The organism is Brenneria tiliae, from assembly GCF_023347575.1.
Taxonomy (GTDB): Bacteria; Pseudomonadota; Gammaproteobacteria; order Enterobacterales; family Enterobacteriaceae; genus Brenneria; species Brenneria corticis.
Genome location: NZ_JAKPCB010000095.1, coordinates 114,112 through 133,290, shown reverse-complemented (window position 1 = coordinate 133,290; position 19,179 = coordinate 114,112). Strand labels below are relative to the sequence as shown.

Genomic DNA, 19,179 nt, shown 5'->3' with positions numbered 1-19,179 from the left:
AACTTTACCTAATTCAAGAGCCTGTTTATCAAGACTCATGGTTAACTAAGGATTCCAGCTGTTGCGCCATCCAGTCGGCGATAAAGGGTTGGGCATCACGGGTGGGATGGATGCCGTCCTCCAGTATCCACTCTGGCTTAAGATACACCTGCTCCATAAAGAACGGCACCAGAGGAATGGCGAACTGTTTCGCCAGCCGCGGATAAACGTCGCTGAACGACTCATTGTAGCGGCGGCCGTAATTGGTCGGCAGGCGGATTTGCATCAGCAGCGGCTGCGCCTGCGCCTGTTGGACCAGCGTGATGATTTTGCTCAGATCCTGTTCTATGTTGTTCGGCGGAAAGCCGCGCAGCCCGTCATTGCCGCCAAGTTCGATCAGCACCCAGCGCGGCTGATGCTGTTGCAGCAGCGCCGGAAGACGCGCCAGCCCTTGGCCGGCGGTGTCGCCGCTGATGCTGGCGTTAACGACTTTTACGCCGTCCGGCCGCGCCTGCCATTTCTGATCCAGCAGGGCGGGCCAGGCGCTGGCGGCAGGCATGCGATAGCCCGCGCTGAGGCTATCGCCCAGTATCAGTAAAGTATCCGCCGCCAAAGCGCGTACACTGAATAATCCCAGAAGTAAAAGGACGAAAATATGTTTGCAAAGACCAGTCCAGCGAGAGCTATGGCAACCAATCTCGGACCCGCGGAAAACATTCTTGAAGTTCATCATCTTAGTAAGCACGTCGGTCAAGGGGAACATCGGCTTTCCATCCTTACCGGAGTTGAGCTGATTGTCAAACCCGCGCAGACAATCGCCCTGATCGGCGAGTCGGGTTCGGGTAAGTCGACGCTGCTGGGGATTCTCGCCGGTCTGGACGACGGCAGCGAGGGCGAGGTCAGCCTGATGGGCGAATCGTTGAATAAACTGGACGAGGAAGGCCGCGCCGCGCTGCGCGCCAGAGACGTGGGGTTTGTTTTTCAGGCGTTTATGCTGGTGCCGACGCTGACCGCGCTGGAAAACGTCCAGTTGCCGGCGTTGCTGCGCGGCGAAAGCGACGGTCACAGCCGCGGGCAGGCGGAGCAGCTGTTGCAACAACTGGGGCTGGGCGAGCGCCTGCATCATCTCCCGGCGCAGCTTTCCGGCGGGGAGCAGCAGCGGGTGGCGCTGGCGCGCGCCTTCAGCGGGCGTCCCCAGGTGCTGTTCGCCGATGAGCCGACCGGCAATCTGGACCGCAAAACCGGCGAGCGCATCGTCGAACTGCTGTTTTCCCTCAACCGCGATTACGCCACCACGCTGATTCTGGTCACCCATGACGAACAGCTGGCGGCGCGCTGTGAGCGGCGGCTGCGGCTGGTGGACGGCAAACTGCGGGAGGACGCATGATCTGGCGGTGGTTCTGGCGCGAATGGCGCTCTCCTTCATTATTGATTGTCTGGTTGGCGTTAACGCTCGCCGTGGCCTGCGTGCTGGCGCTAGGCACCATCGGCGACCGGATGGAAAAGGGGCTGAGCCAGCAAAGCCGTGATTTTCTGGCCGGCGATCGGGTGTTGCGCGCATCGCGCCCGGTGGATGAGGCCTGGCTGCAGCGGGCGCAGCAGCAGGGATTGACGCTGAGCCGGCAGATTTCATTTATGACCATGACCTTTGCCGGCGATACGCCGCAGCTGGCCAGGGTAAAAGCCACCGACCAGCTCTATCCGCTATACGGCGAGCTGCAGACCCGTCCGGCCGGGCTGCGGGCGGAGCAGGGAACCGTGCTGGTGGCTCCGCGCCTGTTGGCGCTGCTGGGGCTTAAGGTCGGCGATATGCTGGACGTCGGCGATACCTCGCTGCGGATTAACGGCGAGCTGATTCAGGAGCCGGATTCCGGTTTTAACCCTTTTAATACCGCGCCGCGGATTTTGATGAATCTGGCCGACGTGGAGAAGACCGGGGCCATACAGCCCGGCGGGCGCATTAGCTGGCGCTATATGTTTGCGGGCGACGAGCGGCAAATCACCGCGTTCGGCGATTTTATCAAGCCGCAGCTCAAGCCCGACCAGCGCTGGTACGGCATGGAGGATTCCGAAGGGGCGCTGAGCCAGTCGTTGAAACGCTCGCAGCAATTTCTGCTGCTGTCCGCGCTGCTGACCCTGTTGTTATCCATCGCCGCGGTGGCCGTCGCCATGGGGCACTATTGCCGCAGCCGCTATGATTTGGTCGCGGTGCTGAAAACGCTGGGCGCCGGGCGACGGGCGCTGCGACGGCTGATCGTCGGGCAGTGGCTGTCGGTGCTGGGGCTGGCGGCGCTGTGCGGCGGTCTGGCCGGTCTGGGCTTTGAGGCGGTGCTGATGAAAATGCTGGCGCCGGTTCTGCCGGCGACGCTGCCGGCCGCCGGGCTGTGGCCCTGGGTATGGGCGCTGGGATCGCTGCTGCTGATTTCATTACTGGTGGGGCTGCGCCCCTATCGTTTACTGCTGGCGACGCAGCCGCTGCGCGTACTGCGTCAGGATGTGACGGCCAATGTCTGGCCGCTGCGTTACTACCTGCCGGCGGTGCTGGCGATTGTGGTGGGGCTGCTTGCCGTGCTGTCCGGCGGCAGCTCCCTGCTGTGGTCGCTGCTGGGCGGCATGGCGGTGCTGTCGTTGTTACTGGGGGTGATTGGCTGGGGCGGGTTGCTGCTGCTGCGCCGTTTAACGGTTAAGCAACTGGCGATGCGGCTGGCGATTAACCGCCTGCTGCGTCAGCCGTGGTCGACGCTCAGCCAACTGGCGGCGTTTTCGCTGTCGTTTATGCTGCTTGCCCTGCTGCTGGTGATGCGCGGCGATTTGCTGGAGCGCTGGCAACGGCAGCTGCCGCCGGACAGTCCCAACTATTTTCTGTTGAATATCACCGCGGAGCAGGTGCCGCAGGTGAAAACCTTTCTTGAGCGGCACCAGGTTAAACCGGAGCTGTTCTATCCCATTATTCGCGCCCGTCTGACGGAAATTAATCAGCAGGCGGCGACGGAAGTGATTCATGAGGACGATCCGGGCGGCAACACGGTAAACCGCGAGCTGAATCTGACCTGGATGCACGGGATACCGGATCACAACGTGCTGGTCGAGGGGGAAGCGCCGAAAGCCGGCGAAGTCTCGATGGAGGCGGAAGAAGCAAAAGAGATGGGGATTAAAATCGGCGATACGCTGACCTTTACCGGCGACACGCAGCCGTTCAGCGCCCGGGTCACCAGCCTGCGCCAGGTGGATTGGGAAAGCCTGCGCCCGAACTTTTTCTTTATCTTTCCTCGCGGCGCGCTGGACAGCCAGCCGCAGTCGTGGCTGACCAGCTTCCGCCACGATGGCGACGAGCAGATGGTCGTCCAGCTAAACCGCCAGTTCCCGACGCTGAGCGTGATGGATGTGGGCAGCATTCTGCGTCAGGTGGGGCAGGTATTGCAGCAGGTGAGCCGGGCGCTGGAAATTATGGTGATCCTGGTGCTGTTCTGCGGCGTATTGCTGCTGCTGGCGCAAATCCAGGTGGGGATGCGTCAGCGTCGGCAGGAGCTGATGGTATACCGCACCCTGGGCGCCGGGCTGCGCCTGTTGCGCACCACGCTGTGGTGCGAGTTCGCCGTACTGGGGCTGGTGGCGGGGGCAGCGGCCGCTATCGGCGCGGAAGCGGCGCTGTGGCTGTTGCAGAGCCAGGTGTTTAATTTCCCGTGGCAGCCGAATCTGGCGATGTGGCTGATCTTGCCGTTGGCGGCGGCGCTGTTGTTATCGCTATGCGGCGGCTGGCTGGGGCTGCGGTTGCTGCGCGGCAAGGCGCTGTTCCGGCAATTCGCCGGGTGACATCAACGGGCCGGCGATACCGGCCCGTTGACGGGAACTAGAAATCCACGCTGGCGCGCAGCACAAACTGGCGCGGTTCGCCAATGGCGACGCGATACTGACCGCCGCTGGAGGGGTAATAGGTTTTATCGAACAGGTTCTTGATATTAAGCTGCCACTTCACCTGGTAGCCGTTAAGCGGCAGGCTGTAAGCCACGAACGCATCCGCCACCGTGTAGTCATCCAGATAGAAGCTGTTCGCCGTATCGCCGGCGCGGCGGCCGACGTAGCGCGCCCCGGCGCCGGCGCGCAGGTTATCGCCGGCGTGAATGCCGGTGTCGCCGAAATCCTGGGTCAGAAACAGCGAGGCGGTATGACGCGCGGCGTTGGCCATTTCATTGCCGTTATTTTCCGGGTCGGCGGTAACGCGGGCATCGGTCCAGGCGTAGGAGCCGATCAGGCTGAGGGAATCCGTCAGCTTGCCGGCCAGATCCAGCTCGATGCCCTGCGAGCGCACTTTGCCGGCGGTGCGGGTCACCGTTTCGCCGTTAATGGTTTCGCTGACCATCACATTGCGTTTTTCAATATCGAACAGCGCCACGTTGGCGGTGATCCGATTGGGCAGATCCAGCTTGGCGCCCACTTCATAGGCGGTGCCGATTTCCGGCGGCAGCGCGCCGATTTGGCTGGCGATCGACGAATTGGGTTTAAACGACTCGCTGTAGCTGGCATAAAGCGAAGAATAGGGCGTCAGGCTGTAAATAACGCCGGCGCGCGGCACCGCGCGGTTATAGGAGCTATCGGTACGGGTGACGAACGGGCGGCCTTTGCCGGCCATCACGTCGAAGCTGTCGTAACGCACTCCGCCCAGCAGCTGCCAGCGATCGTTCAGGCGAATGACGTCCTGTATAAAGAAGCCGCTGCTGTCGATATTTTCCCGCTGATCGCTGTCCGAGGCGATGACATTGGTGGATGCCGCCAGCTGACCGTATACCGGCTGGTAAATAGTAAAGTCCGTTCTGTTGTTGGTCCCGCGGATCATATCGCCGCGGAAGGTGCGGTCGGCCTCATGGTCAAAGCCGAGCAGCAGCTGGTGATTGACCCGTCCCCAGTCGATATCCCCGTTAAACGTAAGCTGCACCACCTGGGTTTGCGCATGGGCGTAGCCGGTGGCGTCCGGGCGCCGGGTCAATATGCCCGTATCGGCATCGTAGCTCATCGCCCGCGCCTGATTGTCGCTATAGCGGTTGCGGTTATAGGAGTAGGTCAGGCTGCTTTTCCAGCGATCGCCCAAGTTGCGCTCCGCCTGTAGGGTGATGCTGTCCTGATCGCCGCGGGTGGCGTTGTAATGCTCGTCGAAACGGCGTTCGCGCGGGGTATTCACCGGCTTGCCGCTGTTGGGGTCGATAATGGTGCCGCGATCGAACGGCGTCAGGTATTCCATATGCTCGTAGGCCACCCGCACCGTGGTCTCTTCCCCGTACCACATCAGCGACGGGGCGATGGTGGTTTGCCGGTTGCGGCCGAAGTTGCGCCAGTAGTCGGTTTCATCGTGATCGACCACCATACGGTAAGCCAGCCCGGAGGCGCCCAGCGGTCCGGTCACGTCCAACTGGCCGCCGCCGCCGTCAAAGCTGCTGCCCCAGCCTTCGATATGCGTTTTTTGCACCAGCTGCGGTTTTTTGCTGATGATATTGATCACGCCGCCGGGTTCGCCCATGCCGTACAGCATGGAGGCCGGGCCTTTCAGCACTTCCACGCGCTCGCTGGTCGGGGTGAAGTTGCGGGCCTGGATGGAGCGCACGCCGTCGCGAAACAGGGAACCGTCGCGGTTGTCGCCAAAGCCGCGCTTGATCAGCGCATCCTGGGTGCCGCCGAGCGTGTTGGATTGGGTAATGCCGCTGACGTTATACAGGGCTTCGTCAATATTGCGTACCGCGCGGTCGGCAATCACCTGGCTCGGCACCACGTTGACCGCCTGCGGTACGTCCAGCAGGCGGCTTTCGCTGCGGGTTCCGGTTACGGTTGTATGCGGCTGATAGCCGGTTTCCGTCTGTTCCGTGGTCGTCGCGATAACCTCCAGCGTGTCGTTCCGCGTTTCGGCCGCCGCCTGAATGCCGAACGGCAGCAGCGCCAGCGCCGGCCAGCCGTTACGCCGCATTTTCTTATTCTTCATGTGCAAGTTGACTCCAGTATGTCCCTGAAAAATCAATAGGTAAAAACTGCTGGTAGAGTTTTTGTAGCGTGAGTTGCGGCTCGATATCCGCGAACAGGTCGGGGTAGAGGGCTTTAGCGAACATCTCCACCATCACGACGTGATAAGGGCTGAGGTAAAAGTTGTGCCACATGCTCCACGCCCGCCCTTGTTGCACCGCCGCAAGGTGCGAGAGGATGGCGTCCTGACGAATCAGTGCGCTGAAGCTGTTTTGCGCCTGTTGCCGGCTGACCGCGGGCCCCAGCATCAGGCTGGAAAAGCGCTTGCCTTCCGGCCCGGCCATGCCGGTGGCGATGTAGACGTCGGGGTTGGCCGCCAGTACGCGTTCCGGGCTGAGCTCGCCATATACGCTGCTGATGGCGCCGGCGGCGATATTTTCACCGCCGGCGAAGGCCAGCAGATCGCCCAGGTTTCCCCCCACGGCGGTGGTGCAGCAGGTATCGCGGCGGCCAAGATGCAGATGCAGCATCACCCTGGTTTTTTTACCCTGGTATTGCGCGATGCGCTGACGAATGACATTCATATGCTGCTGATAAAATTCGCTGAACGCCGCGGCCCGCAGCGGCTGATTCAGCGCCTCTCCCAGCAACTGGATGCTGGGCAGGGTGTTGCGGAGTAAATCAACGCGCAAATCGACGTAGATGACCGGAATACCCGCGCTGGTCAGCGTCTGTTGCAGCAGGTCATCGCTGGCGCGCTGTTTTGCCAGCCGCGGCAAAATCACCAGATCGGGTTTTAACGGCAGCAGGGTTTCCGCATTCAGGGTAGCTAGACCGCCGCTGCCTAACTGCGGGATCTGCTTGATCGCCGGGAATTTTTCCGTATAGCGTTGCCAGCTTTGCGCGTCATAACGCGCCATGTCGCCCGGCCAGCCCACGACGTATTTCGCCGGATTCCCCGGCTCAAGCAGGGCCAGCGTATAGAGCATGCGGCTTTCACCGAGGATGATGCGCCGCGGATGGTCCGGGATCGTCACCTGCCGGTCCAGAATATCGGTAACGGTTTTTGCCGACGCCAGCGGGCCAAGAAGCGATAAAATAATAAAGATGGCAAGGCGCATGATTGACTCTGCAAAAAAGCGGGTGGCGAAAGATAATTACTCCCATTTTTATTTTCAACGGAGCGTTAGTGGGGGTAATGGGGACCGGCGACAGATATCGTTGCGGGACAACAGATTACGGCTAGTTAAATAAGTAATTAAAGCGGGGCGGCCGCAGGAAAAAAGCAGGCGTCGTTGCGTTACCGGTTGATCTAATATAAGAAAGTTCCTATTGCAAGTGAAAATTTCATCATCGTGAGATAGGATGTGAACGGAGAGCCGCCGCGCAAGGAGAAAGGGAGTGGGAGCCGATCGCCGTGCCGGGGATAAACCCCGGAACCCTGCAAAATCCGCCATCGATAAACCATCCGGCCGCTTGGGCGCCCTGGACGACGCCTGGGCGACGGATCCGGGCGGCCTGCTGCAATCCATTCTCGATCATCTGCCGGCAGGCGTGTTCTGGAAGGATACGTCTTCCCGCTACCTCGGCGCCAACCGCTATTTTACCCGCGACGCGGGACGAGACGATCCCGGCGAGATCGTCGGACGCGATGATTTCGAACTGTTTGACGCGGCGGCGGCCGAGCGCTATCGCCAGGACGATCTGGCGGTGCTTGACGGCGCACAGCCCCGGATGAACGCCGTTGAGTTCGTGGAACGGCAGGCGGGCGAGGGGCGCTGGTTCAGCGTGAACAAGGTTCCGCTGCGCGACGCGCAGGGCGCACTGGTCGGGCTGCTGGGGATGTACCTCGATATTACCCGTTTCAAAGAGGCGGAACGGGAACTACAGGAGAGCGAAGCCCGTTTCCGTTTCTTTCTGGATAATGTGGACGAGGGGGTGGTGGTCTTCGATCGGCAAGGCATTATTGTCGACGTCAGCACCCGCTGGCTGGAACTGTTCCGCTGTCGGCGCGAGGAGGCTATCGGCCTGCCGGTGCTCGACTTTACCAGCCCGACGGCGGTGCCCATGGCGACTCAGCTGATCGGTGAAAAGTGGTCCGAGTCCTATGAGTCCGAAATGCTGAGAAAAGACGGGACCACGTTTCCCGCCATCGTGCGCGGCCGGGATCAGGTTTTGGACGGTCAGGGGTTACGCCTGACCACCGTACTGGATATCACCCGGCAAAAAGAGAGCGAGCAGGCGCTGAAGCTGGCCAAGATCGAAGCGGAGCGCGCCAATCAGGCCAAATCCGAGTTTCTCTCCAGCATGAGTCATGAATTGCGCACCCCCATGAACGCCATTCTGGGGTTTTCCCAGATTCTGGAATTTGATGAGCAGCTGAACGCCGACCAACGGGACAATGTGACTGAAATCCTTAAGGCCGGCCGACATCTGCTCGGGTTGATCAATGAGGTGCTGGATCTGGCCAAAATCGAATCCGGCGTGGTGCCGCTTGCCATTGAGGCGGTGTCGCTCTCCGCGCTGATGCGGGATTGCCGGCAGCTGGTGCAACCGCTGGCCGCGGAGCGGCAAATATCCCTGAGTCTGGATGTTCCCGAGGCGCTGGCGGTGGCCGCCGATCGGCAGCGCGTTAAGCAGGTGCTGCTCAATTTGCTGTCCAACGCCATCAAATACAACCGTACCGGGGGCGAAGTGCGCATCGCGCCGGAGACGCGCGGCAAATGGTTGCGCATTGCGGTGGTCGATACCGGCGACGGCATTGCCGGCGAGCGCCTGGGCGAGCTGTTCCAGCCTTTCAATCGGCTGGAAGCGGAGCGCAGCGGCGTGGAGGGAACCGGTATCGGTCTGGTGATCACCCGCAAGCTGATCGAGGCCATGGGGGGGCGGATCGGCGTGGAAAGCGAGCCCGGCAAGGGCAGCCGTTTCTGGGTGGAGCTGCCGCAGGCCGATGCGCTGGCGCAGGCGCCGGCGGCGAGCAGGCCGGCACCCGTCGCCGCGCCGCACGTCCACGGACAGAGACAGCATTACATCCTTTATATTGATGATAACCCGGTGAACCTCAAGCTGGTGACGCAGATCCTGGATAAATTGCGCCATATTCGCCTGGTCACCATGCGCACCGCCGAATCGGGGATCGCCTACGCCATGGCGCATCGGCCCGATTTGATTCTGCTCGACATCAATCTGCCGGGTACGGATGGCTATGAAGTGTTGGAGGCGCTCAAGTCTCATCACCCGCTGCGGGACGTGCCGGTGCTCGCCGTATCGGCCAACGTGATGCCGCAGGATATCGCGCGCGGCATGGCGGCGGGTTTTGACGATTACCTGACCAAGCCGTTGGACATCGGCCGCTTTCTGACCAGCGTCGACGCTCATCTGCACTATGACCAAGGGAATCCACACGATGATCGATAATCATGATGATGCGCGTATCCTTATCGTCGACGACGAAGCGGCAAACCTTAAGGTGCTGGAAAAACTGCTGGCCAGCGAAGGTTATTTCCGGCTGGTCAGCGTTCAGGATCCGCGTCTGGTGGTGCGCGCCTATCTGGAGGCGCGTCCCGATCTGATCCTGCTGGATATCAAGATGCCGCATCTGGACGGCTATGCGATTATGAAGCAGTTGAAATCGCTCCACGATCCGCTGCTGCCGCCGATCATGGTGCTGACGGCGGAACAGGGGCGGGAGCAACTGCTGAAAGCGCTGGGGGGCGGGGCGCGGGATTACGTCAGCAAACCCTTCGACCGTACCGAACTATTAATGCGGGTGCGCAACCTGCTCGACGCCCATCTCGCGCACCGGCTGATGTATGAGCAGAACGACGTACTGGAAAAAATGGTGCGCCTGCGGACCCGGGAACTGCTGGATACCCGCCTGCAGGTGGTGCGCCGCCTGGCGCGGGCCTCGGAGTACCGCGACAGCGAAACCGGTCAGCATATTCTGCGCATGAGCCATACCTCCGCGCTGCTGGCGCGCCGGATGGGATGGAGCGAAAGCGACGTCGAGCTTATTCTGCATGCCAGCCCGATGCACGATGTGGGGAAAATAGGCATTCCGGACGCTATCCTGCTCAAGCCGGGCAAGCTGGATGCCGCCGAATGGGAGGTTATGCGTCAGCACACCGTTATCGGCGCCGAATTACTGGCCGGCGACGACTCGCGGCTGATGGTGATGTCGCGCGAGATCGCGTTGACGCACCATGAGAAATGGAACGGCGGCGGCTATCCGCGCGGCCTGTCGGGGGAAGACATTCCGCAGTCCGGGCGCATTGCCGCCGTGGCGGACGTGTTCGATGCGCTGATTTCCGAACGGCCCTACAAACGCGCCTGGCCGCGGGAAAAGGCCGTTGCCTATATCCGCTCGGAATCAGGCTCTCATTTCGATCCCGCGGTCGTCGAGGCGTTTATCGACATTCTGGACGACGTGGTAAGAATTCAGGACATCTACCGGGAATCCGCTGAGGGCTAAAAGCGGCCGCGTCATGCCGCCTGTAAGGAAAACGATTATTCGGCGGCGTAACCCTGCGGGGGAACGCGCACGCCATCCAGCCAGGCCTGATTTTCCCGCATAACCAACCGGCCGGAGATAAACCAGCCGACCACCATGGGATAAATGGTGTGTTCCTGCGTCTGCACCCGCTCCCGCAGGCTTTCTTCGCTATCGTCGCTGAAAACGGGGACCTTGGCCTGCAGAATCAACGGCCCGCCATCCATTTCGTCGGTGACGAAATGCACCGACGCGCCGTGTTCGGCGTCGCCGTTTTCCAGCGCCTTACGATAGGTATGCAGGCCGGGATACTTAGGCAGCAGCGACGGATGGATATTGAGCATTTTGCCGGCGAACTGCGCGACAAAATCGGGACTGAGAATCCGCATATAGCCCGCCAGCACAATCAGCGCCGGCTGGTACTGCTCTATTTCCTGCGCCATCGCCGCATCGTAAGCGGCGCGATCGGCAAATCCTTCCGGGCTGACGGCGTGCGCCGGTATGTCGGCGTCCTGCGCCAGCCGCAGGCCCGGGGCTTCGGGATTATCACTGAATACCGCGGCTATCTTGCCTTTAATGCGTCCGCGCTTGCAGGCGTCTATCAACGCCTGCAAATTACTTCCCTGACCCGATATCAAGATAACGAAATTTTTCATCAGCTAATGACCACTGCATCTCCGGTATCGGTTTGATTAATCAAGCCGATTTTCCATGCGGTTTCACCACTGCCGTTCAATAACGCCACGGCCTCGTCTGCCTGCTCGGCGGGCAGTACGACGATCATACCAACACCGCAGTTAAATGTGCGATACATTTCGTGGCGGCTGACGTTGCCCGCCTGCTGCAGCCAGTTGAATACCGCCGGCCACCGCCAGCTTGCCTCGTCGATATTCGCCTGAACGCCTTCCGGCAGCACGCGCGGAATGTTTTCCCAGAAGCCGCCGCCCGTGAGGTGGGAAATGGCGTGGACGTCGACTTTTTCAATCAGCGACAGAATGGACTTAACGTAGATTTTGGTCGGCGCCAGCAGGTGGTCGGCCAGGGGGCGGTTTTCCAGTTTTACCTGGGCCGGATCGGCTTTGCTGACTTCGAGAATTTTACGCACCAGCGAGTAGCCGTTGGAGTGCGGGCCGCTGGAAGCCAGGGCCACCAGGGCGTCGCCGGCGCGCACTTTACTGCCGTCGATGATGGCGGATTTCTCGACCACGCCGACGCAGAAACCGGCGACGTCGTAATCTTCGCCGTGGTACATGCCCGGCATTTCCGCCGTCTCGCCGCCCACCAGCGCGCAGCCTGATTGCTTACAGCCTTCGGCGATACCGCTAATCACGCTGGCCGCGGTGTCGACGTCCAGCTTGCCGGTGGCGTAGTAATCCAGGAAGAATAACGGCTCGGCCCCTTGCACCACCAGATCGTTGACGCACATGGCGACCAGATCGATGCCGATGGTGTCGTGACGTTTGAGATCCATCGCCAGACGCAGCTTGGTGCCGACTCCGTCAGTGCCGGAAACCAGAATGGGTTCGCGGTATTTTTGCGGTAAGGCGCACAAGGCCCCGAAACCACCCAGACCACCCATGACTTCCGGGCGACGGGTCTGTTTCACTACACCTTTGATGCGGTCTACCAATGCGTTGCCAGCATCAATATCCACGCCTGCGTCTTTATAGCTGAGAGAGGTTTTGTCGGTCACTGCGGAGTCCCCACGGAGGTTGCTGTCGGTAGTTAAAATGGAGCGCGCTAATTCTAACAGCGCGGGCAATCGTTTGCGAGCGATGTGTCGCCGGGTTTTTATTTTTCCTCCCCGTGGGCAATTTCTGTTATCGGTTGATCTGGATCAGGCTTAATCCTGTATCACTCGGCCAAAAAAGCGGTATAATCCGGCGATTTTTTTTATAGTGGGCGTCCTGCCCGCCACCCTGCGTGCCGCCGCAAGCCGCGTTTTTCTGACCGTCCACAGTCTAGGGGAGATAATGATGAAGATCGTCGAGGTGAAACACCCGCTCGTCAAACATAAACTGGGCCTGATGCGTGAGAGCGAGATTAGCACCAAGCGTTTTCGCGAGCTGGCTTCCGAAGTGGGCAGTTTATTGACCTATGAAGCGACGGCCGATTTAGCCACCGAAAAAGTGACCATTGACGGTTGGTGCGGTCCGGTTGAAGTCGATCAAATCAAAGGCAAAAAGATTACCGTGGTGCCGATCCTGCGCGCCGGTCTGGGGATGATGGAAGGGGTGCTGGAAAATGTTCCCAGCGCGCGTATCAGCGTGGTCGGCATCTACCGCAATGAAGAGACCCTGGAGCCGGTGCCCTATTTTCAGAAACTGGTTTCCAATATCGAGGAACGGATGGCGCTGGTGGTCGACCCGATGCTGGCGACCGGCGGCTCGATGATCGCCACCGTCGACCTGCTGAAAAAAGCCGGCTGCCAGAGCATCAAGGTACTGGTGCTGGTCGCCGCCCCGGAAGGCATTGCCGCGCTGGAAAAAGCGCACCCGGATATCGAACTCTACACCGCGGCGATCGATAAGGGCCTCAATGAGCAGGGCTATATCATGCCGGGCCTGGGCGATGCGGGCGACAAGATATTTGGTACCAAATAATAGGCAAGCCGACTTAAACAGTCGGTTTTTTTATGGCGGGCTGTCCTGCCCGCCACCCTGGCGGGCCGTCGCGGGCGACGTTGAAAATCGCTCCCGGCGATTTTTTATGGCGGACAATCCCTGTCCGCCACCCTGTCCGCAGCCGCAACAAATAGCAAGGTTACAGAGGATACAAAGATGACTCGTCGCGCCATCGGGGTAAGTGAACGGCCGCCCTTGTTGCAAACCATACCGCTGAGCTTCCAGCATCTGTTCGCCATGTTCGGCGCCACCGTGCTGGTCCCGATCCTGTTTAAAATCAACCCGGCGACGGTACTGTTATTCAACGGTATCGGCACTTTGCTCTATCTGTTTATCTGCAAAGGGAAAATACCGGCCTATCTGGGATCGAGCTTCGCCTTTATTTCGCCGGTATTGCTGCTGTTGCCTCTGGGCTATGAGGTGGCGCTGGGCGGTTTTATTATGTGCGGCGTACTGTTCTGTCTGGTGGCGCTGATCGTTAAGAAAGCGGGGACCGGCTGGCTGAACGTGCTGTTCCCGCCGGCGGCGATGGGGGCGATTGTCGCCGTTATCGGTCTAGAACTGGCCGGCGTGGCCGCGGGCATGGCGGGATTGCTGCCCGCCGACGGCGCGTCCGTTGACGGCACGGCGGTGACGATTTCACTGGTTACGCTGGCGGTGACGATCCTGGGGTCGGTGATGTTTCGCGGTTTTCTGGCCATTATCCCGATCCTGATCGGCGTGTTGGCCGGTTACGCGCTGTCGTTCGCCATGGGTGTGGTGGATTTGGCGCCCATCGCCCAGGCGCACTGGTTTGCCCTGCCGACGTTTTACACCCCGCGTTTCGAATGGTTCGCCATTCTGACCATACTGCCGGCGGCGCTGGTGGTGATCGCCGAGCACGTCGGGCATCTGGTGGTGACCGCCAATATCGTCAAGAAAGATTTAATGCGCGATCCGGGGCTGCACCGCTCGATGTTCGCCAACGGCGTTTCCACCATGCTGTCGGGCTTCTTCGGTTCGACGCCGAATACCACCTACGGCGAAAATATCGGCGTGCTGGCCATCACCAAGGTGTACAGCACCTGGGTGATCGGCGGCGCGGCGATCCTGGCGATCCTGCTCTCCTGCGTCGGCAAACTGGCGGCGGCGATTCAGGCGGTGCCGGTGCCGGTGATGGGCGGGGTATCGCTGCTGCTGTACGGGGTAATCGGCGCTTCCGGTATACGCGTGCTGATTGAGTCCAAAGTGGATTACAACAAGGCGCAAAACCTGATCCTGACCTCTGTGATCCTGATTATCGGCGTCAGCGGGGCGAAAGTTCATATCGGGGCGGCCGAACTGAAAGGGATGGCGCTGGCGACGGTGGTCGGCATCGGCATGAGCCTGCTGTTTAAAGCGATTAGCCTGTTTCGCAGCGAAGAAGTGATCCTCGATGCGCCGGAAACGCAAGAGCCGTCTCAGCGTTAACGCCGGCTTAATCGGGTACGGCCTATCATCCCGTTGAGTCGTTGCCTGCGACTCAACAGGGCCGAGTTTATGTGATAAACTCGCTCTGTTTTCCTGCCAGCCCTGCTTGAGGTGATTCTGAACACGCCGGCACAGCTTTCACTGCCACTCTATTTACCCGACGACGAAACCTTTGCCAGTTTCTACCCGGGAGAAAACGCGTCGCTCCTTGCCGCCATTACCGGCGCGCTGCGCCAGGAACATGGCGGTTATATTTACTTCTGGTCGCGGGAAGGCGGCGGACGCAGCCATCTGCTGCACGCGGCCTGCGCCGAGCTGTCCCGTCACGATCGCGCGGTCGGCTACGTGCCGCTGGATAAACGCGCCTATTTCGTGCCTGAAGTGCTGGAGGGGATGGAGCAGCTGGCGCTGGTATGCATCGATAATATCGAATCGATCGCCGGCGACGAAGCCTGGGAAATGGCGATGTTCAACCTCTATAACCGCATCCAGGAGACCGGACGTACCCGCCTGTTTATTACCGGCGATCGTCCTCCCCGCCAGCTCAATCTGCATTTGCCCGATCTCTCTTCCCGCCTGGACTGGGGACAGATCTATAAACTTCAGCCGCTGTCGGATGAAGAGAAAGGGGAAGCGTTGCAACTGCGGGCCAAACTGCGCGGATTCGAACTGCCGGAAGACGTCAGCCGTTTCCTGCTGAAACGGCTCGATCGGGAAATGCGCACGCTGTTTATGACGCTGGATCAGCTCGACCACGCCTCCATCACCGCCCAGCGCAAACTGACCATTCCCTTTGTCAAAGAGATCCTCGGGCTGTAATCCGCGGATCTTCGCCTGTTACAAAATGTCCAGTACCTGTTCCGGCGGGCGGCCGATGCGCGCCTGCCCGTCGGCCACCACGATGGGGCGCTCAATCAGTTTGGGATGGTCGACCAGCGCCTGAATAAGCTGCGCCTCGGTCAGCGTGTCATCCGCCAGATTAAGCTCCCGGTAAATCTCTTCCTTGCGGCGCATCAGATCGCGCGCGCTGCTTAGCCCAAGCTGCTGGATCAGGCGCGTCAGGGTTGCGGCGTCGGGCGGCGTTTCCAGATACGGCACCACCTGGGGTTCAATGCCGTGCCGTTGCAGCAGCGCCAGCGTCTCGCGGCTTTTGGAACAGCGCGGGTTGTGATAAATGGTGACATTTTTGCTCATGGTTGACGATCCTTCTCCCGTCAGGACTTCTGATATTGGCGGAAACGTTGCTGCAGCTGGCGCAGCTGGTCGATTCGCGCGTCGTAGCGCGCCTGCTCCAGGCTGCCGAGTTTCACCTGCGAGCTGGCGTTGCTCAGCAAACGGATAGACTGGTCGAGCTGCCCGGCCAGCGCCAGGCTTTCGGCGCGGGCGGATAACTCCTCCGCGCGCGATCCCTGGGCGGCGGCGGCCTGCGCCAGCAGATCCCAGCCGTTGGGATCGTCCGCGTGGGCGTAGGTGTAGCGGTAGAGTATTTTGCTCGCCGCCGCGGGCTGTTTCCCCTCGACGTAGGCGTTCGCCAGATTGAGCTGCAGCACCGGGTTGGTCTGCACCCCCGGCGCTTTTTGCAGCCGGGCGATCGCCTGCGCGGCGCGGTTTTGCCCCAGATCGATATCGGTCATCAAATCCAGAAACCACGGGTTGTCCGGGGCGTTGTCCAGCAGCGGTTGCAGCACGCTGCGAGCCTCGTCGTATTTCTTGGCCTGATAAAAGCGGATGGCGTCGCCGTATTTGGCCGCCAGCTGCTCGCGTACGTTGCCTTTCGCCCAGGCCTTCAGCAGGTCGTCGTCGAGCGGCCTGCCTTCCGAACCGTACATGCCGAAGGTGCGCACTTTGGCGAACAGAAAATCCTGGGATGACTGCACCGGCGTGGATCTCATCTGATTCGCCCGGTTGCGGGCATCGGACAGGCGGCTTTCCGGCAGGGGGTGGGTGAGCAATATTTCCGGCGGCTTCGAGGTGTAGCGCGATTGATCGGCCAGCTTTTGCAGAAAGTTCGGCATGGCCCGCGGATCGAAGCCGGCGCGCTGCAACACCTGAATGCCGATGCGATCCGCTTCCTGTTCATTGCCCTGGGTAAAGGTGATTATCCCCTGTTGCGCCCCGGCCATGGTTCCGCTCAGCGCCGCCATCCCCAGTTGCGGATTGGCCATCGCCAGCAGAATGGAACCCAGCGCGCCGACCCAGGTCAGCGGCGCGCTGCGCTGCTGCGACTCCATGGCGCGCGCCAGATGGCGCTGGGTAACGTGCGAAATTTCATGCGCCAATACCGAAGCCAGCTCGCTTTCGTTGTCCGCGTAGCGAAAGAGCGACGAGTGGATCACCACGTTGCCGCCGAAAAAGGCGAAAGCGTTGATATCATCGTTGCGGATCAGGAAAAAGCGGAAGGGGGTGCGTACCGAATCGGCCTGCTTGACCAGCCGATTGCCTAACTGGTTGATGTAGTTGGATAACAGCGGATCGTTAATCAGCGGCGCGCCCGCCCGCAGCTGGCGGACATAAAAATCGCCCATCGCCAGTTCCTGATTGATGCTCAGCGTGCCGCCGGCGGTGGTGCCGATATCCGGCAGCCGATCCTGGATCTCGGCCTGAACGGGAAGCATATTGCCGGTCATCATCGCCCCCAGCAGGACGGAAACGACCGTTTTTCTTAACCGGTTAGACATAATGAGAAGCAACCTTATCAACAGCCAATATTGCAGCGCTTTGCCAACCATCTTAGCCAGCCATGGCGCACAAAGAAATATTTATCCGGGAAAAACGTGGGCAACGCGTTACGGGTTCCAGAGTGGAAAAGCGGAGATGAAGCCTACACTAGGCATTTTTTAATGCTTCCAGACGATTTAACCAGTACTCAAAATGGGGACAGGCTCGACGCATAGAGTCTAAACCAATATCTGCGGCAATCAGCGGGCCGTGCAATGTTTTTTGATATTCAGGCACTACGGATAAAATTCGTTTTGAAGGAGACGTATGGGGACTGTTGTTAATCTCTTCCGGGGAGGGAAATTTCGCCCTGATTTGTTGTAGTTTCTCAATAGGGCGCTTGTCAGCCAGCCAATCGGCAAATTTGTCAGGTTCGCAAAACAGCAAGGCTTCAAATTCATGCAGTAAAAAATTGGCGATAAAGTTAGGTTGCGAAATGTCCGCCTGAAAGGCCTGTTCCAGTTCTAAAATCCACCTATGAACATCACTATTGGCCGGTTTGCCGTGAGCTAAACCAGGAAAGTCAGCTGGTAAACCATAGTAATCGATCAACGTGGTTACCCAGGCTTTTTTATCTGTTTTGCAAAGACGAATGACCTGATTTTTGACTTTCCCATAGCTGACGATACCGCCTTTATAGCCACGACTTGTTTGCGCTAAAATTGGATTAAGATAAAGTCCATGACGTATAAAGTAAGGTGCGAGCGTATCGCGTACAAAGGTTTCTTCCGTTTGGCCTTCAACAAAAACGTTTATCCTTGTCATCGCTGTGGCCTCCCGCCAAGCAGGTTTTTCTTCCACAGTTCACCTAAACTGTAATCTTCAAGCCATTCATGCAGGCTATCTTGTTCCAGGCGTTTAAATGTCGATTCACCATGATGCTTATCGACAACGATTAAATCTTCGGCTTCAAATTCATTAACCAGTTCCACTGACTGCGTTGAAACGATTAATTGATGCTGCTTGCTGGCACTTTTGATTAACGCGGCCAGGATGCTGATGGCATAAGGATGCAGACCCAATTCAGGTTCATCAATGATGATGGCGCTGGGCATATATTCTTCGGGTTGCAGTAAGACGGTGGCTAGCAGAATGAACCGCAAGGTGCCATCGGAAAGCTCACTGGCCTTGAAAGGGACATCTTGTTCTTTTTCAACCCATTCCAACTGAATGCTGTCTGGGTTATCCGGCGTGGGGCGCAGATAGAAATCGCCAAAAAATGGAGCGGCCATTTGGATGGTCTTAATGATACGCTGATAATGGTCGGCATGATTTTTTTGCAAACGGTATAAAAATGCGGCCAGGTTGGCCCCGTCCTCTCTCAGGTAGTCATTATCGTTAATGCGGTGAATTTGTTTTACTCTGGCGCTTTCACTGGTGTCATGGAAATGATAGACGCGCCAGCGGCGCATGGCGGGTAACGTATATTTTCTGATACCTGAACGATGTTCTTCCGCCAGCGATTCAAAATGACCTGATTTTACGCCTTTATCACCACTCATGTTCCACCAGAGCGCTTCCCGTTGAAACATCATACGATTATCGTTAGTGGGTTCTAGCGTGAACTTATAGCCGTTATTGCCAAAGAACAATTCACCTTTTAACGCTTCGGTTTTTTTTCGACCGAAATGCAACAGGACGTCTGGTCCTCCTGCTTTGCTGACCAGCGTTTGCAGACGGTGATCCAGTAAGGTTGCAATAAGGCGAAAGAAACTGATGAAATTGGATTTACCCGCACCGTTGGCCCCAATCAGCACGTTCAGACAACCCATTTGTAGATCACAGCTAGCAATTGATTTATAACCACTAATTATGATGTGGCTTAGGTGGTCGCTATTGGTTACCGTTTTCATAATCTGCGTTAGCTACCTTACTCTTGGTTGGGCCTTGTCATGTTTTTTGGGCTTAACAGATACCATTCAGTGTCGGTGATATCATCTTAAATGGACGATCGATTAAATTCATTCTAATCGA

Annotated in this window: 16 protein-coding genes; 7 read left to right on the top strand and 9 right to left on the bottom strand. The window is 58.9% G+C overall.

From position 1 onward, the window contains the following. Positions 1 to 28 precede the first annotated feature (28 nt). Entirely contained in the window at positions 29 to 709 is a 681-nt protein-coding gene (gene tesA, locus MFP24_RS09245) for a multifunctional acyl-CoA thioesterase I/protease I/lysophospholipase L1 (RefSeq protein ID WP_249230150.1), read from the bottom strand. Here tesA and ybbA point away from each other — a divergent pair. Then, positions 665 to 1,366, top strand: a complete 702-nt coding sequence (gene ybbA, locus MFP24_RS09240; protein WP_040343345.1) for a putative ABC transporter ATP-binding protein YbbA — start codon at positions 665 to 667, stop codon at positions 1,364 to 1,366. The genes tesA and ybbA overlap by 45 nt on opposite strands. Beyond that, positions 1,363 to 3,792, top strand: a complete 2,430-nt coding sequence (ybbP, locus tag MFP24_RS09235; protein ID WP_249230082.1) for a putative ABC transporter permease subunit YbbP — start codon at positions 1,363 to 1,365, stop codon at positions 3,790 to 3,792. Before ybbA ends, ybbP begins: the two co-directional genes overlap by 4 nt. Positions 3,793 to 3,829: 37 nt before the next feature. On the opposite strand, the gene MFP24_RS09230 is transcribed toward ybbP, so the two are convergent. Together MFP24_RS09230 and MFP24_RS09225 are read right to left on the bottom strand one after the other, a co-directional pair. Next, on the bottom strand, positions 3,830 to 5,947 hold the full coding sequence (locus MFP24_RS09230) for a TonB-dependent siderophore receptor (protein ID WP_249230083.1): 2,118 nt from the start codon (positions 5,945 to 5,947) through the stop codon (positions 3,830 to 3,832). Then, positions 5,937 to 7,046, bottom strand: coding sequence for an ABC transporter substrate-binding protein (locus MFP24_RS09225; protein ID WP_249230084.1), 1,110 nt, complete (start codon positions 7,044 to 7,046; stop codon positions 5,937 to 5,939). The genes MFP24_RS09230 and MFP24_RS09225 overlap by 11 nt, the downstream gene beginning before the upstream one ends. A 280-nt stretch (positions 7,047 to 7,326) precedes the next feature. Here MFP24_RS09225 and MFP24_RS09220 point away from each other — a divergent pair, with 280 nt between their 5' ends. Together MFP24_RS09220 and MFP24_RS09215 are read left to right on the top strand one after the other, a co-directional pair. Next, a complete protein-coding gene (locus MFP24_RS09220) occupies positions 7,327 to 9,342 on the top strand; it encodes a PAS domain-containing hybrid sensor histidine kinase/response regulator (protein WP_249230085.1) in 2,016 nt (671 codons plus the stop codon). Beyond that, on the top strand, positions 9,332 to 10,396 hold the full coding sequence (locus tag MFP24_RS09215) for an HD domain-containing phosphohydrolase (protein WP_249230086.1): 1,065 nt from the start codon (positions 9,332 to 9,334) through the stop codon (positions 10,394 to 10,396). Before MFP24_RS09220 ends, MFP24_RS09215 begins: the two co-directional genes overlap by 11 nt. 35 nt (positions 10,397 to 10,431) lie before the next feature. On the opposite strand, the gene purN is transcribed toward MFP24_RS09215, so the two are convergent. Both purN and purM read right to left on the bottom strand, forming a co-directional pair. Beyond that, on the bottom strand, positions 10,432 to 11,070 hold the full coding sequence (purN, locus tag MFP24_RS09210; protein ID WP_249230087.1) for a phosphoribosylglycinamide formyltransferase: 639 nt from the start codon (positions 11,068 to 11,070) through the stop codon (positions 10,432 to 10,434). Next, positions 11,070 to 12,107: a phosphoribosylformylglycinamidine cyclo-ligase gene (gene purM / locus MFP24_RS09205; RefSeq protein WP_249230088.1), complete on the bottom strand. Its 1,038-nt coding sequence runs from the start codon at positions 12,105 to 12,107 to the stop codon at positions 11,070 to 11,072. Before purM ends, purN begins: the two co-directional genes overlap by 1 nt. A gap of 283 nt (positions 12,108 to 12,390) precedes the next feature. Between purM and upp the strand changes: the two genes are divergently transcribed. From upp to hda, 3 genes are all read left to right on the top strand, one after another. Further along, entirely contained in the window at positions 12,391 to 13,017 is a 627-nt protein-coding gene (gene upp, locus MFP24_RS09200; RefSeq protein ID WP_249230151.1) for a uracil phosphoribosyltransferase, read from the top strand. 177 nt (positions 13,018 to 13,194) lie between these two features. Continuing rightward, positions 13,195 to 14,487 carry a uracil permease gene (gene uraA, locus MFP24_RS09195; protein ID WP_249230089.1) on the top strand — a complete coding sequence of 431 codons (1,293 nt, stop codon included), beginning with the start codon at positions 13,195 to 13,197 and terminating at the stop codon, positions 14,485 to 14,487. Between the two features lie 111 nt (positions 14,488 to 14,598). After that, positions 14,599 to 15,306, top strand: coding sequence for a DnaA inactivator Hda (hda, locus tag MFP24_RS09190; RefSeq protein ID WP_249230090.1), 708 nt, complete (start codon positions 14,599 to 14,601; stop codon positions 15,304 to 15,306). 18 nt (positions 15,307 to 15,324) lie between these two features. Here hda and arsC read toward each other — a convergent pair whose 3' ends face one another. The 4 genes from arsC to MFP24_RS09170 all read right to left on the bottom strand — a co-directional run bounded on the left by arsC (position 15,325) and on the right by MFP24_RS09170 (position 19,058). After that, complete coding sequence (gene arsC / locus MFP24_RS09185) at positions 15,325 to 15,681, bottom strand: arsenate reductase (glutaredoxin) (RefSeq protein WP_249230091.1); 357 nt, start codon at positions 15,679 to 15,681, stop codon at positions 15,325 to 15,327. A 20-nt stretch (positions 15,682 to 15,701) separates the two neighbouring features. Continuing rightward, positions 15,702 to 17,165: a beta-barrel assembly-enhancing protease gene (bepA, locus tag MFP24_RS09180; RefSeq protein ID WP_249230092.1), complete on the bottom strand. Its 1,464-nt coding sequence runs from the start codon at positions 17,163 to 17,165 to the stop codon at positions 15,702 to 15,704. Between the two features lie 148 nt (positions 17,166 to 17,313). Next, entirely contained in the window at positions 17,314 to 17,970 is a 657-nt protein-coding gene (locus MFP24_RS09175; RefSeq protein ID WP_249230152.1) for a DUF4276 family protein, read from the bottom strand. Then, on the bottom strand, positions 17,967 to 19,058 hold the full coding sequence (locus MFP24_RS09170) for an AAA family ATPase (protein ID WP_249230093.1): 1,092 nt from the start codon (positions 19,056 to 19,058) through the stop codon (positions 17,967 to 17,969). Before MFP24_RS09170 ends, MFP24_RS09175 begins: the two co-directional genes overlap by 4 nt. Between the last annotated feature and the right edge of the window lie 121 nt (positions 19,059 to 19,179).

Coding starts and splice junctions, on each gene's coding strand:
- ybbA (WP_040343345.1), top strand. CDS start 665: ATGGCAACCAATCTCGGACCCGCGGAAAACATTCTTGAAGTTCATCAT.
- tesA (WP_249230150.1), bottom strand. CDS start 709: ATGAACTTCAAGAATGTTTTCCGCGGGTCCGAGATTGGTTGCCATAGC.
- ybbP (WP_249230082.1), top strand. CDS start 1,363: ATGATCTGGCGGTGGTTCTGGCGCGAATGGCGCTCTCCTTCATTATTG.
- MFP24_RS09230 (WP_249230083.1), bottom strand. CDS start 5,947: ATGAAGAATAAGAAAATGCGGCGTAACGGCTGGCCGGCGCTGGCGCTG.
- MFP24_RS09225 (WP_249230084.1), bottom strand. CDS start 7,046: ATGCGCCTTGCCATCTTTATTATTTTATCGCTTCTTGGCCCGCTGGCG.
- MFP24_RS09215 (WP_249230086.1), top strand. CDS start 9,332: ATGATCGATAATCATGATGATGCGCGTATCCTTATCGTCGACGACGAA.
- purN (WP_249230087.1), bottom strand. CDS start 11,070: ATGAAAAATTTCGTTATCTTGATATCGGGTCAGGGAAGTAATTTGCAG.
- upp (WP_249230151.1), top strand. CDS start 12,391: ATGAAGATCGTCGAGGTGAAACACCCGCTCGTCAAACATAAACTGGGC.
- uraA (WP_249230089.1), top strand. CDS start 13,195: ATGACTCGTCGCGCCATCGGGGTAAGTGAACGGCCGCCCTTGTTGCAA.
- arsC (WP_249230091.1), bottom strand. CDS start 15,681: ATGAGCAAAAATGTCACCATTTATCACAACCCGCGCTGTTCCAAAAGC.
- bepA (WP_249230092.1), bottom strand. CDS start 17,165: ATGTCTAACCGGTTAAGAAAAACGGTCGTTTCCGTCCTGCTGGGGGCG.
- MFP24_RS09175 (WP_249230152.1), bottom strand. CDS start 17,970: ATGACAAGGATAAACGTTTTTGTTGAAGGCCAAACGGAAGAAACCTTT.
- MFP24_RS09170 (WP_249230093.1), bottom strand. CDS start 19,058: ATGAAAACGGTAACCAATAGCGACCACCTAAGCCACATCATAATTAGT.